This is a genomic window from Peribacillus sp. FSL K6-5616 (assembly GCF_038008245.1).
GTDB lineage: Bacteria > Bacillota > Bacilli > Bacillales > DSM-1321 > Peribacillus > Peribacillus frigoritolerans.
Window position 1 is genome coordinate 3,378,266 of the sequence record NZ_JBBOYT010000001.1, and the last position, 12,796, is coordinate 3,391,061.

At 34.9% G+C, this 12,796-nt stretch carries 14 protein-coding genes, 1 tRNA gene and 2 pseudogenes; 3 read left to right on the plus strand and 14 right to left on the minus strand.

Translation table 11 applies throughout. The annotated features are described in order from the left end of the window. The 3 genes and pseudogenes from MHB45_RS16170 to MHB45_RS16180 form a co-directional block, all read right to left on the minus strand. Nucleotides 1–531, minus strand: coding sequence for a restriction endonuclease subunit S (locus MHB45_RS16170; RefSeq protein ID WP_072273344.1), 531 nt, complete (start codon nucleotides 529–531; stop codon nucleotides 1–3). Beyond that, a complete protein-coding gene (locus tag MHB45_RS16175) occupies nucleotides 528–710 on the minus strand; it encodes a hypothetical protein (RefSeq protein WP_048678701.1) in 183 nt (60 codons plus the stop codon). Before MHB45_RS16175 ends, MHB45_RS16170 begins: the two co-directional genes overlap by 4 nt. Continuing rightward, nucleotides 710–1,252: pseudogene (locus tag MHB45_RS16180) on the minus strand (N-6 DNA methylase); the annotation flags it as partial. The gene MHB45_RS16175 and the pseudogene MHB45_RS16180, both read right to left, overlap by 1 nt. Here MHB45_RS16180 and MHB45_RS16185 point away from each other — a divergent pair. After that, nucleotides 1,252–2,297 (plus strand): annotated as a pseudogene (locus MHB45_RS16185) (IS3 family transposase); the annotation flags it as partial. The pseudogenes MHB45_RS16180 and MHB45_RS16185 sit on opposite strands and share 1 nt — an antisense overlap. 398 nt (nucleotides 2,298–2,695) lie before the next feature. Here the strand turns inward: MHB45_RS16185 and MHB45_RS16190 are convergent. From MHB45_RS16190 to skfA, 7 genes are all read right to left on the minus strand, one after another. After that, nucleotides 2,696–3,205, minus strand: coding sequence for a TlpA family protein disulfide reductase (locus tag MHB45_RS16190; RefSeq protein ID WP_048689074.1), 510 nt, complete (start codon nucleotides 3,203–3,205; stop codon nucleotides 2,696–2,698). Nucleotides 3,206–3,222: 17 nt separating this feature from the next. Next, entirely contained in the window at nucleotides 3,223–3,726 is a 504-nt protein-coding gene (locus MHB45_RS16195; protein ID WP_048689071.1) for a HEAT repeat domain-containing protein, read from the minus strand. After that, the gene (gene skfF, locus MHB45_RS16200) at nucleotides 3,704–5,212 is read right to left on the minus strand and encodes a sporulation killing factor system integral membrane protein (protein WP_072273346.1); all 1,509 of its coding nucleotides are present in this window, start codon (nucleotides 5,210–5,212) and stop codon (nucleotides 3,704–3,706) included. Before skfF ends, MHB45_RS16195 begins: the two co-directional genes overlap by 23 nt. Continuing rightward, complete coding sequence (locus MHB45_RS16205; RefSeq protein WP_226990546.1) at nucleotides 5,205–5,924, minus strand: ABC transporter ATP-binding protein; 720 nt, start codon at nucleotides 5,922–5,924, stop codon at nucleotides 5,205–5,207. The genes skfF and MHB45_RS16205 overlap by 8 nt, the downstream gene beginning before the upstream one ends. A gap of 34 nt (nucleotides 5,925–5,958) precedes the next feature. Next, the gene (locus tag MHB45_RS16210; protein WP_048689063.1) at nucleotides 5,959–7,446 is read right to left on the minus strand and encodes a CPBP family intramembrane glutamic endopeptidase; all 1,488 of its coding nucleotides are present in this window, start codon (nucleotides 7,444–7,446) and stop codon (nucleotides 5,959–5,961) included. 22 nt (nucleotides 7,447–7,468) lie between these two features. Next, nucleotides 7,469–8,671, minus strand: a complete 1,203-nt coding sequence (skfB, locus tag MHB45_RS16215; RefSeq protein ID WP_048689060.1) for a sporulation killing factor system radical SAM maturase — start codon at nucleotides 8,669–8,671, stop codon at nucleotides 7,469–7,471. A gap of 86 nt (nucleotides 8,672–8,757) precedes the next feature. Next, entirely contained in the window at nucleotides 8,758–8,931 is a 174-nt protein-coding gene (gene skfA, locus MHB45_RS16220) for a sporulation killing factor (protein WP_065421222.1), read from the minus strand. A 531-nt stretch (nucleotides 8,932–9,462) separates the two neighbouring features. On the opposite strand from skfA, the gene MHB45_RS16225 reads away from it, so the two are divergent. Further along, a complete protein-coding gene (locus tag MHB45_RS16225) occupies nucleotides 9,463–9,642 on the plus strand; it encodes a BRO-N domain-containing protein (protein ID WP_072273347.1) in 180 nt (59 codons plus the stop codon). Further along, on the plus strand, nucleotides 9,642–9,908 hold the full coding sequence (locus MHB45_RS16230) for a hypothetical protein (RefSeq protein WP_048689054.1): 267 nt from the start codon (nucleotides 9,642–9,644) through the stop codon (nucleotides 9,906–9,908). Before MHB45_RS16225 ends, MHB45_RS16230 begins: the two co-directional genes overlap by 1 nt. 370 nt (nucleotides 9,909–10,278) lie before the next feature. Here MHB45_RS16230 and MHB45_RS16235 read toward each other — a convergent pair whose 3' ends face one another. The 4 genes from MHB45_RS16235 to MHB45_RS16250 form a co-directional block, all read right to left on the minus strand. Next, the gene (locus MHB45_RS16235) at nucleotides 10,279–11,277 is read right to left on the minus strand and encodes a tyrosine-type recombinase/integrase (RefSeq protein ID WP_048689052.1); all 999 of its coding nucleotides are present in this window, start codon (nucleotides 11,275–11,277) and stop codon (nucleotides 10,279–10,281) included. Nucleotides 11,278–11,409: 132 nt separating this feature from the next. Continuing rightward, nucleotides 11,410–11,483 (minus strand) — tRNA-Arg (locus tag MHB45_RS16240). A gap of 173 nt (nucleotides 11,484–11,656) precedes the next feature. Next, nucleotides 11,657–12,169: a metallophosphoesterase family protein gene (locus MHB45_RS16245; protein WP_202186156.1), complete on the minus strand. Its 513-nt coding sequence runs from the start codon at nucleotides 12,167–12,169 to the stop codon at nucleotides 11,657–11,659. Between the two features lie 2 nt (nucleotides 12,170–12,171). Continuing rightward, the gene (locus MHB45_RS16250; protein ID WP_048689045.1) at nucleotides 12,172–12,783 is read right to left on the minus strand and encodes an XTP/dITP diphosphatase; all 612 of its coding nucleotides are present in this window, start codon (nucleotides 12,781–12,783) and stop codon (nucleotides 12,172–12,174) included. Nucleotides 12,784–12,796: the final 13 nt, after the last annotated feature.

Consider the following 12,796-nt stretch of genomic DNA (forward strand, 5'->3'; position numbering starts at 1 on the left):
TTATCTCGCCCATTTTTTCCAAATCCCCCCCCGAAATGCCTTATCCAAAATAGCTGCTCGTCGAAGTTCAAATGAGTCCTTTGCTTCTTCAATCAACTGTTTCACTTCATCAATTTTACTTAAGAGCCGCTCTATCTTATTTACAATACGTTTTTGTTCACTTATGGGCGGAAAGGGAATTGGTAATTTCCCAAGGTTCTTACGAGTGATTCTTAAACGGGTTGTTCCTCTTGCCAATTTCTCTGCTTGAGTTCTAAAAAATACAGAATTAAACATGTAGTTTAAATAATGTTTATCAAATAATCTCTCATTAGGTCTTAAATAAGCAATATCAACAGCGGTAATTAGTTTTTGTTTTAGATCAGGAATAATACAACTTCTAGCAATCGGTTTCGCCATTCTCGAAATTAAAATATCTCCAGGTATTATTTCCTTACAACTTAACTCTTCAAAAGTTTTCATTGAAATATATCTAGATGATTTATTTAAGAACTTACCTTCCCCAATGTCTGATAGCTGAATTAATCTCACTTCTCCATTTGGGTCGATGTTTTCACTAAGAATCCATTTTCATCACCAAAACTACCATCTTCTTTTTTTGAGGATTCTAAATTTACCCAAACCCAATTCTCAGGCAGTTCATAAGGCTGTTCTTCCTTTGGGATCAAGGCTTCTTCCAATAACTCTTCCGCATTCTTGTTTTTAACCATCACTTACTCACCTTAACTTCTTCTGTTTTTTCACGGAGTTCTTCGACAACTTCAGTTAATAAGTCCATCGCTTGTTGAAGTTTTAATATAGCTTCTTCGGCTGAGATGATTGGGTCTGGAAGATTATCATAAGATGAAAGCGATTCGTCGGCAATCAATCCAATATCTAGACTGTCATTCTTCTTAGCTATTTCTTCTCTCGTGAACTTGTTCCAACGCTCATCTTCCACTTTTGAACGGTCTTCTGAAACATAAGATTTCATGAAATCTTCGAAATGAGCCATTGTTAGTTGATTTCGCTTACCAAATGAAGACATATTTGTCCTTAAGTCATATACCCAAACATCTTTTGTATTGCCCTGGTCTGTTTTTTCTCTTGTAAAAAACAAGACATTGGTTTTCACACCCTGCGCATAAAAAATACCAGTCGGCAAACGCAAAATAGTGTGTAAGTTACACTTATTCATTAAATCTCGACGTATTTGCGCCCCAACTCCGCTTTCAAATAACACATTGTCAGGAAGGACAACTGCTGCACGTGCTTGGAGGTATAGACACCCTTAAACCAAAGAAAAAGGGGCGTCTATCCATGAAAAAAGAAACTAAGAAAAAATCGCCAGCTAATGGCTCTCAAGAAGCACTTCTTGCCGAATTAGAATACTTACGTGCAGAAAATGCCTATCTAAAAAAGTTGAATGCCTTAGTTCAAGAAAAGGAAGCCTTACAAAGAAAGAAAAAGCGAAAGTAGTCCATGAACTAAGGAAACAATTTGATTTAAATCTGCTTCTATCCATTTCTAAAATGGCACGGAGTACGTACTATTATTGGGTAAACGCCTTCGGGCGTGAGGATAAATACACAGAAATTAAATCCCTTATCAAAGAGATATTCCATACGCATAAAGGGCGTTATGGGTATCGGCGTATCACCCTAGAATTACGTAACCGAGGTGCTCGCATCAATCATAAAACAGTTCTCCGATTGATGAATGAACTAGGATTGAAGTCATTAGTTCGCATGAAGAAATACCGTTCGTACAAAGGGAACATCGGCAAGATTGCGCCCAACATTCTAGCACGTGATTTTAAGGCGGTAAAGTCCAATGAAAAATGGGTGACAGACGTCACAGAATTCCATCTAGCTGGGGAGAAACTATACTTATCGGCCATTCTAGACCTGTTTAATAGGGAAATCATCGCCTATAATATCGAATCTCGTGCTGTTTATCCGCTCGTTTCCAAAATGCTGGATAAAGCCTTTGATCGCTTGGAATCGAAAGATTCACCCATTCTCCATTCAGATCAGGGCTGGCATTATCAGATGAAACAATACTCGCATGATTTGAAAAAACATAACATTACACAAAGCATGTCCCGCAAAGGAAATTGTCTCGATAATGCGGTCATTGAAAACTTCTTTGGCTTATTAAAATCCGAATTACTCTATCTTCAAGAATTTGAAAGCATGGAGCATTTCAAACAAGAGCTAGAAGAATATATCCATTACTACAATCATCAACGAATCAAGGTAAAATTAAAAGGCATGAGCCCGGTAGATTACCGGGTTCATGCCCTCAAAGCTGCCTAAGTAAATAAAGTGTCTAACTTTTTGGGTTCACTTCAATTTGGCAGCTCTTTTTCTTACGGAACTAAAGGCGTAGTTATAACAAAAATTTGTAGAAAAAATCTGAATGAAGGCGGTGATATTATGTTTAAGCAAAGCATCAGATTTCCCTTAATATATTTTGTGGTATTAACCGTTTGGCAATTTATTGCTAACACAGAGGTTAATTGGATAGATAACATAATGGTCTGTTTAATAATGTTCTTGATTATTGTGTTATATAAATGGTCGGAAATTCCATATAAGTGGAATAAGGACTAACAATGAGTAAATATAAACAATAATTTCCTCTTCAACTACGGGTGCGTTAGTTCATTAACATGGGTGCTGCGGCAGCAGTATATCCAAGATTTAGAGATTACTTAAAAGTGAATTGAAGTTTTTGCACCAGAACCTTTTATGCTCTGATCTTTTAAAACCTCCTGAACAATTTGATCCTTTACTATGTCTCTTAAGCTAGAAAACCAAGAGTCTATGTTTTCTATACCTATTTTTTTACTGACAATTTCATGGTCCTTGTTAAAAAGATAGATTGAAGGTAAAAATTTAGCATTAAGAGTAGAAATTATAACGTGTTCATGATCCAACAGGACTGGATCTTGTATTTTTTCCTCAACAACTATTTTGGTCACTCTCGCAACCTCTAAATCTTCTTCACATAAAGGAACATGAACTGATAAAGCTCTTAATTTTGATTTATTTTCTATCAAGAATTCCCTTATCATTGGAATAATTTCATTACAAAAACTACAACTAGTAGACCATAAATAAACAATTACATATTCTTTTTCAAAAAAATATTCCTTAGTATAGCGTTTCGATAACCAGTTAGAGTCCTCACTCAGTTTATATAAAAAATCTATACATTCCATATTCACTAGCTCCTTTATTAATCAATTCGCTTAGATATAATTATTCCCATAGCTTCTTCTGCTGCTAATTTTTCAACCGGGCTTTCTGGGTCATCATATACTCTCTTCAACAATTTTAAACCTTTTTCTTCTACATGATTTGGATCTAGAAGGGCTAAAGACCAAACTGCCCAAAAGCTTGCTTTAAAGTCATCTGAATTAACAATTTTTTTTAGGTAGGGAATACTAGTTTTTCCTATTCTTAATAGAGCCAAAGCAGCAGCCATCCTAGTTTGCTCATCGTCTTGAAATATCATTTGTGATATCCTAGGCACTGCTTCTTTAGCTTTTTCCTGTAATTCTCCAAGCACAATTATAGCCATAGTGTTGATAGAACTATTTTCATTATCTAGTGCTTGTATGAGTGCTGGTATTGCGTTAACATTACTCTCTTTCAACTTATTTACAGCTCCTAAGGCTTCTTGCGTATCTGAACTTCCTAATTTAAGAATATTTATATCAATAGGTTTTGAGTTTGACATTTTGTTCCCTCCCCTTTGTAGTAGCTAAATGTTTTTTTCTGTAAAGTGTTATGAAAGATAAAATACTAACTATGATTAAAGATAGATTTATAGCATTGATTGTGGATAATTTTAATAAAATGCCTGCCCGTAAAAAAATACTAATAACTAACAAATACATAGTCAGGTATACAATAAGTTTTTTGAAATAATCACCAATAGAAGTATTAATAGATATTATAAAAGTAGAGTAAAATACAGATATTCTTAAAATTAGAATAACTATATATAATGAAGGTAATAAAGTTAAAAAATATAGGTTATCTGTGATAACTTTAAAACCCACGGTATTTCCAATTAATATATATGAAGCTACTACAAGAAAGGCAGGTAATATATATAATGTTTCTAATAATAAAATTTTAGTTAAAAGTTTACCTGGTAAAAGGAATAAGTCATGTGTTTGAGCATGTCTAATAAGACCTGAAAAATAAGATCCTATTATCGAAGAAAATAAAATTGCTGCAAGAAAAGTCCAAATAGCATTTGGGAAAAATTTACATATACATATAATCAAAATTAATCCTAAAAAGTATTGAAGTATTAAAGAAAGTTTGTGCTTTCTCATAATCAACATTTCATACCAAATAAATGAAAATGTTCCAGTTAAATATTCTCCACCCCACCAACTTTCTTGCTGTTTATTTTGAACTGAAGAAACCATGGAGTTAAAATCTTTAAACTCAGACCAAAACTCTGCTTCCCTTACAAGTTTTTCTTTTAATCTTGGGTCTTTAGTTGATATGTGAATAATAATAGTGGCTAAAATGGATAGACAAATAACTACAAGTACACCAGGGAAATTAATGTTTCCAAATAATAAATTTCCAATTCCATGCGCAACTGTATCAAAGAACATAACTAATGAAGAATTAATGGAAATATTATTATGGATATAGTAAATAGAAGTTGAATACAAGATAACTCCTATGAAAATCAATACTCCTATTGTTAAGCATAATTTGCGATTCCCCCGTGTGGAGGACATAGCGAACAAGAGTAATTCTAATAAGCAAATAACCCATACTCCTATTAGTGCATGTATAAATAAATGAGCGTAGGATAGATTTAATATTAGTCGCAGTATATCTGCTAGTAGGGCAGATATAAACCAAATTCCTCCTCTTAAACAAAAATTCCAAATTACCAATGACCATACTATTTTTTTCATAGACATAGGTAAGGTATAAATCCATATGACATCTTCCATTTTTGAGGGTAAACGATTAGAAATCAAACCATACAATGCATATATTAAATACAAGGCGACTATAACCCACCCAATTGTATTTATTCTCTCTTGATTATATGTAGGTATTGCCTGACTTTGTAAAGTTATAAAGATAATTAACAATACCAACGAGAAAATGGGTATTTTCCTCTTATTATTAATGTCTATCCATTTTCTTAAGCTTGTATGGAAATAGAGGGAAAAGAGATTACTCATCTTCTATATGGCCTCCTAACTCTCTAATAATAGCTTTACGCCAAGGTTCTAAAAGAGTTTCTTGTGTGGGAACAGTGTGTAAATTTATGATCTTCCCTTGTTGTATTAATATAACCCGATTAGCAGTTTCCATAACAAAATCGAGACTATGTGAGGAGATAATTACACTTTTTTGATTTTCAGCATTTTTCTTTAGCCACTGGGCTAACCATTGTTTTGATGGTATATCTAAACCAACAGTTGGTTCATCGAGTAAATATAAACTAGCTTCTTGTAGATATGCAGCTGCCAGCAAAATACGTTGTTTCTGTCCTCTAGATAAATTCCCACTAGGTCTATCTGCATAACTTTCTAAATTCACTTCTTTTAAAGCTTCTTGAACTTTAGCTCTTAACTCGCTTTTAGGTACTCCGAATGCTTTAGCCTTAAATTGTAAGTGTTCCGCAACTGTAAGAGTAGGATATAGATAGGGGCTATCAGGTATAAATACTGTTAACTTTCGGGATTGATTAGTGTTGGGACTAGAGCCAAAAAGGTTGACCTCTCCTTCTTCTACACTATATAATCCGCAAATACATCTTAATGTGGTTGTTTTTCCAGCGCCATTTGCTCCTAAAAGTCCCACAATTTCACCTGATTTTACTGAAAAGCTAATATTATTAATCCCATCTCCATTTTCATACTGCTTAACTATATTATTTAATGTTAGCATCTGACACATCCTTACCTCTTGTAAAAAGTTTTCATCAATATTGTATATTATGGGTATTTTCTACTTTTCCTGCTTTCATTTGAATCTTGTAATAAATTAAAGGTATTGATAACACAATAAAATTGTGTACAAAATGGGTGATAAGGGCTGCAAGGAAACCATAGTAAAGGTAAGTAAATCCTAAAATAAAACCAAATAAGACTAATTGAATCCAACGTATAAACCGTGGATTATAACCACTTCCTTGATGTAATAATGACCACAATACAGAAGTAATGGTTACGGCTAAAAGATTGTTGTTAAAAAGCCATAATAAAGTTGAAATACCTAATAATCTAAAAATAACCTCTTCAGTTACAGAGCTCTGTAAACTAATGCTTAAACTCTGTTTAAGTTTAAAACCAGAAAGATAGGATGATCTATCTGATAGTTCAGGAGATATCCTAATTAAATTGTTTTTATCCATATAATGAAATATAGAGGAGAATAATCCTAAAGAAATAAAAGATATCAAAACACCTGTAAGCACTTGCATACCTACATTCTCGAATAAAGGTAATTCTAGAACAGTGGCTAAATTAATTCCAGTAAGAGATGTAATAAAAGTAACACATCCATAAGCAATACTCCCCATAATAGCTGAAATTATTCCAATCAAGTAAACAGATTTGACAGAAAGCCTAGAGTCAAAAGAATTTATTATCCCCATAGATATATCTTCTTTACAAGTAAGTAAAACACCTACAATGGTAAACAGTGTAATAATTATAGGTGTTTTCAAATAAACTGCGTTATCTGTAAATATCAATAGAAGAATTCCTATAATTGTAGCTATAAATGAACCTATGAATCCAGATAAATTTAAAGCTGATTCCCCAAATTCTTTTTTTACAATTTCACCCATGTTAGAGGTTAAGATTTCTGTATCACTTAATATACCGATAATAACATTTTCCTGTACTTGGATAGATATTTTCATTCTTAATTCTTCTTCTTCAAGAATATACCAGTAAGTTCTAATATTAGAAAAATCCTCTTTGCGTTCACCTTCTCCAGTACTTTTAACTTTACTCCATATCCCAGAATTATTCACAGTTAAGGCTTTAATTACATCTAAAGGGGATTGTATATTAATTTCATTAGTTCCCATTTCCTGAGAACGAACATCAACGTGCATAAAAACAATTTCCTTATCCGCATTAATTCCTATTGAGATTGATTTATTTTGACTAACGAATCGAATTCTCCATGATTCAATAATTCCCCATTTGTATAATGTAGTTCTTAACCTGTTAAGCATATTTAGATTATGTAATCTATTAACTGTCTCCCGATCATACCAATACATGCAATAAGGCTGCCAATCGGAAACGTCAATATTAGTCAACTTTTTAATATGCCTTGTTGATATATTAATTGCTTCTTCCTTGTCAATTAATATTGATTCATAAGATTTAGGCCGATATTTCAGAAATAATACGAATCCAATTACACCTAGTAAACTTAGTAAAATTATATTCAAAAGAGTAACCTCCAATAGTAATTTACTGAAATGGGAGATCCTTATCACAAGGTAAAGATACTTTGCTAATACAGTGACAAGATTTAGAATTTTCTCTAACATAAAGTAAACGATCTGGAGCACCAATATTGTGTATAGAATCCTCTAGAATATTTCCAAGTTCAGCTCCCTCAATTTGGCAAGGAGTCACAGTACCATCAGCTCGAATGTACCAAGATAAGTATCCAGGAGTACAAAAATCGGTACATCCATTATTCCCTTCATTATTCCAGTCTGTTAAAATGATACGGTCTCCCCACTTATCTATACATTTTTTCAATTGAGTATTTACACAATTGTATTGATTGTCTGACAACCCGAAGTCACTATCTTTCGCTCGTCCTACAGGGAGCGTAAGACCTGCCCTAAATGCACTAACACCTGCTAATACAGCGTCTTCTACTACATGTTCTACACTCTTATAATTTGAGGGATTTATAGTCATAGCTATTAAAGTAGGAATTTTTGAGTTAGTTAATTTTTTAACATTATGTATGGTTTCATGATAAGCTCCTTGTCTTCCTCGAAGTCTGTCATGAATATCAGGTGTCCCATCAACACTGACTTGAACTACCACATTGTTCAATTGTGTGACTAAATCAATTTCATCTTCCCTCCAATTTATACCGTTACTAAATAGATGTACATTAGTAAATAAAGAACTTGCAGTAGCTAAGATACGTTTAAATCCCTTAGCTAATCTTGCTTCTCCTCCTGTCAAAGTAACATCTGAAACGCCATTAATAGCAAGTTTTTGTAATACACTTAGCCATTGATCTGTATCCAATTCATTAGTATATCTCTTGCCAGAACTTGCGTAACAGAAGGCACAACTTAAGTTACATCCGTTTGTCAGTTGCAAAGTGCAACTTATTGGTAAATAGGATTTTGTAGAGCCAGATATACGTAAGTTTTTTAATATACCTTCCTTCCAAGTTGATGTGAAAGGATGTTCATTGAATTGATCTATTAAATGCTGAGAAGTAATCTCCTCATTATGTATATTTCCCCAAATTTTCGCTGTTTTATCTATAGATCTAGTCTTAGATAAAATAAGCGCAAGTTCTGATGCAACGCCACTTAAACGAAAATAGTACATACTTCGACTCTCTAAAAGGAAACACCCACTCGGTTGTAGATGTAAGGAAAATTCTGGTTCATACTTTAAATCAAGATCATTAGTCATTTATACATCTTTCCTTTCAATAAATATGATGAATGTACTAATACTAGAGACAGAGGGATTTCTCCTCTCCATCTCTAGTTGCTCGTTTAGAGAGCTAGGTTAATAGGTGTGGGCGGTAGGCATGAACGTGTTAGTGAAATACTCTTTGCTGCCCAGCATGCAGCACAACCAACAGATTTGACTAATGGAACGCCACCTTGTTTTTGAGTGCTTTTTTGTGTTGAAGATTCCCACATTAGTTTTTGTTTGTCTTTTTCCATAAATGTCACCTCTTGTAAAATTTTTAATAGTTTTATACTATTATGTTATATATTGTAAATTAGATGTAACCATTTGTAAATAATTAACTTTTAAAAAAATATGCAAATAGTAATATGTTTTCTGCCAAGTACAGTTTCAAAATAGCTATAATTGATTTTAAAATTGATACTTTTGTTCTAAAAAAGGCATTAAAGGACGTTTAGTAACTTATAAATTGGGTTCGGTTCAATTGGAGGTGCAGTTTTTTTGACTAAATATACGATAGACGAAAAATCAAATGCAGTTTTAGAGTACTTAAAAGGGAAAAAAAACCATAAATCCATTACTCAAGAAAGAAATGTAGGTTTATCCCCTCTGAAAAGTTGGGTCGCTCGCTATCTAAAACATGGGATGGAAGGACTTGTTTCACCCTATACAAATTACACTCTGCCCTTTAAACTATAGGTACTTAAATATATGAACGAATATGGGGCATCGATCAACGAGACCGCTGTACACTATAACCTTCCTTCCGATTCTACACTTTTGAATTGGGCAATCCCCTCTTCCTAGCAAAAGATGTTGCTGAGTGGATTGATTACTCTAAAGACAAAGTTGGACAAATACTGAAAACAGTTGATGAAGATGAGAAAGTAACCTCACCGATACACTATAGCGGTCAGGTTCGCAATATGTATTTCTTAACAGAAGACGGTCTATATGAATATTGATGCAATCACGAAAGCCAATTGCAAAAGCATTCATGAAAGAAGTTAAGATAATCCTTAAGGCAATTCGCAGAGATGGTGGGTATATCGCAACAAATGAAGATGATGATGATGCTACAATCATGGCGAAGGCATTAGTGGTTGCCCAAAAGACAATTGACCGACAAGGTAAACAACTTGAATCTGCTAATAAAGTGATCGAAGAGCAAAAGCCAATGGTCACATTTGCAGAGAAGATATCATACAAATTAGCCTCCCCTAATAATTAAGGAAGGCTCATTCTAAGGGAACTTTATTAACTGTTTAGGCTGATAACGAACTGTACATTCTTTGGTCACGCAGTGGTCACAAAAATGGTCACATGTGGTCACAAAAAAGTAGTTTTTCTAGAATTTATCCATTTTTATCCTTTCATTCAATAATCACAAAACCCTTATATATCAACGTTTCCAGCCAACATCGACGGCATCAAACAGGACGGCACTTCAGAACCTGTCTTCCGTAATGGAGATTGGGTGGGGTTGATAAAAAATAGAGGGGATAGCATAGCATAATACTTCTGAAATCTTGAGTAATCACACTTCTTAAATTAGCAAGCTAAGGATGCTAAAAATCTGGAAGTATATGCTTCTTGTTACCTCATAAGTAGGATCGTAAGTTATTTACGACTTCATCAATATCTAAATGCAGATATTTGGTCGTAACTGATATATCACTATGACCCAACGCCTTAGAGATTACAGCAACATTTGCTCCTTTATTTAACAAGGTCTTAGCAAACCCCCTTCTTAACGCATGAGGATTGATATTCTTCAAACCGTACATTCGAGAATACTTATTTAACCGCTTCTGAATGTTATTATGCGTTGGTGAGGTTGATATGACATCTCCGTACTTAGTAATAAAAATCAAACTATTTTTCTTGCCATATTCTGTTCTAATTATTGCATTTTGTTTTAACAGTACCTCTAACAGTTTTTTTAGGAAGTCATCAAAAGGCAATTTAATTTGTTGATGATTTTTCATAATGCTTCCTTCTAAATTTAGCACATTGTTATTAAGGTCTATATGCCGTTCCTCAAGTTGAACCAATGTATTTATTCGGATACCTGTTTTAAACATGACTAGGACGGCTACAGCGTCCCTTAAGTGGATGAAATTCCCCAAGTCCAGTAAAGAGAGCAGAACATTAACATCATGCTCCGTAGCACCTTCCTTCACCTTTTGGTCCACCTTAATGTTAATGGTTTTCCAAAACTTCATTTCAATCCAACGATTATCAAAGCATCTAGACAAAAAAGCCTTTAGACATTTTAAACGTGTTAATTTTGTTTGATTGCTTACATTCATGCTATCTAAACATTTATAAATGGTATTGGCTGTAATATCGGCAACATTTGTTACTCTTTGAAAATGCTCTACATGAAGTACATAATCACTTATAGTCCGGCTTCTATTACCACTCACCTTCATTTGCCTTGTAATAACGTCTAGAGCGTTTGAAATCAAGATGGAGTCACTTAGAATAGCAGGTTGTTCAGTCCTAGCTTTTGAAGCGGCAGAATTAGAAACGGGTAATTCCTCTAATAACCCTCTTACGTCTACTTTAACATCTAATAATCCTTTTCTTTTGGTCATACGAAAAAACCTCCTATATCGTTAGTAATGTAAGTCGATATACGGTGTAATTTCTTACATGACCGTTATACTGACCGTTTCACTAAACGATATAGAAGGTTGTGGTAGCGGGCTTTGCAGCCGTTAAGTTAGTGTCCCAGGAGAGATTCGAACTCCCGACCGACGCCTTAGAAGGGCGTTGCTCTATCCAGCTGAGCTACTGAGACATTTATGATATAAGTTGCGGTAAAACTTATGTATTACCTTAACTGTTCCCTTAGGACACTTCTTATTATAGTAGGATATCAAAAGGAAGTCAACGGTTTTTTAAAAAAAGTTTTTTCTTTTTTTAAACAACCAGGAAGCGGGGAAAAACGCTTCCTGTTCATTATACATGAAGTCATTCCATTTGATAAGCATTTCTTAGATCCTCAACGATTTTTCCTTCAATGTCATAATAGATGATTTCAAGTTGGTCATTTCCAATCTCCAAAATGGCATAGGTTTTCTCTTTTCGTCCCCGCGGCTGCCGTATGCTTCCCGGGTTGATGAAGAGCTTGCCGTCAATCCACTCTGAGCCTGCAGCATGGGAGTGACCAAAGCAAATAATATCCGCCCCTGTCTCTTCACTTTTATAAGATAGGTTCATCAAGGTCATATTTATGTTATAGAGGTGTCCATGCGTTACGAAGAAACGCTTGCCTGAGATACTCTCCACAATATCATCCGGATATGCCGAATCATAGTCGCAATTCCCGCCAACGGCCAAAAACTCCGACATGTGAGGGTCATTTCTCTCCAACTCTGAATCACCGCAATGGATCATGGCGGCGACCTCTTGTTTATGACGGTCGGCAATCATGCTGATTTCATGAGTTAAGCCATGACTGTCACTCATTATTAGCACTTTCATCGTCACATTCCTTCTTCCCTTTTTAGAAATAGATCAAGTTTTTCATCTAGGGCCCTCAATGCGTTGGCACGGTGGCTGATTTGGTTTTTTTCCTCTTTTGTCAATTCAGCGTTTGTTTTGCCCTGTTCCTCTACAAAAAAGATGGGATCATAACCAAATCCATTCGTTCCTGAAGGCTGTTCCGTGATCAAGCCTTCCATCGTTCCCGATACCGTAATCGTTTCCTGGTTGGGCGACGCTAGTGCCAAGGCGCAATAAAATCTCGCCGTCCTAGCCTCTTTTGGCACGCCTTCCAGTTCGCGGAGGACTTTTTCCGTGTTTGCTTCATCACTCTTGGCCTCTCCAGCATAGCGGGCAGAATATACGCCTGGACGGCCCTCCAATGCATCTACAATCAATCCGGAATCATCAGCAATGACAAAGTGGCCTAGCTGATGGGCAATGGCCTCTGCCTTCAGGATCGCATTTTCTTCAAAGGTCGTGCCTGTTTCCTCCACATCCGGGGCATCCGGTACATCGAGAAGTGTTTTGACTTCATAACCTTTAGCAGAAAATAAGCTTTCGAACTCCTTGGCTTTCCCTTTATTTTTCGTTGCAATGATTACTGTCTTCATTTTTCATTTCACC

Excerpts from the sequence above, each read along its gene's own strand:
- MHB45_RS16245 (WP_202186156.1), bottom strand. The coding sequence starts at position 12,169 with ATGAAAGTGCTAATAATGAGTGACAGTCATGGCTTAACTCATGAAATC.
- MHB45_RS16250 (WP_048689045.1), bottom strand. The coding sequence starts at position 12,783 with ATGAAGACAGTAATCATTGCAACGAAAAATAAAGGGAAAGCCAAGGAG.
- MHB45_RS16195 (WP_048689071.1), bottom strand. The coding sequence starts at position 3,726 with ATGTCAAACTCAAAACCTATTGATATAAATATTCTTAAATTAGGAAGT.
- MHB45_RS16235 (WP_048689052.1), bottom strand. The coding sequence starts at position 11,277 with ATGACCAAAAGAAAAGGATTATTAGATGTTAAAGTAGACGTAAGAGGG.
- MHB45_RS16190 (WP_048689074.1), bottom strand. The coding sequence starts at position 3,205 with ATGGAATGTATAGATTTTTTATATAAACTGAGTGAGGACTCTAACTGG.
- skfB (WP_048689060.1), bottom strand. The coding sequence starts at position 8,671 with ATGACTAATGATCTTGATTTAAAGTATGAACCAGAATTTTCCTTACAT.
- skfF (WP_072273346.1), bottom strand. The coding sequence starts at position 5,212 with ATGAGTAATCTCTTTTCCCTCTATTTCCATACAAGCTTAAGAAAATGG.
- MHB45_RS16230 (WP_048689054.1), top strand. The coding sequence starts at position 9,642 with ATGCAATCACGAAAGCCAATTGCAAAAGCATTCATGAAAGAAGTTAAG.
- MHB45_RS16205 (WP_226990546.1), bottom strand. The coding sequence starts at position 5,924 with ATGCTAACATTAAATAATATAGTTAAGCAGTATGAAAATGGAGATGGG.
- skfA (WP_065421222.1), bottom strand. The coding sequence starts at position 8,931 with ATGGAAAAAGACAAACAAAAACTAATGTGGGAATCTTCAACACAAAAA.
- MHB45_RS16175 (WP_048678701.1), bottom strand. The coding sequence starts at position 710 with ATGGTTAAAAACAAGAATGCGGAAGAGTTATTGGAAGAAGCCTTGATC.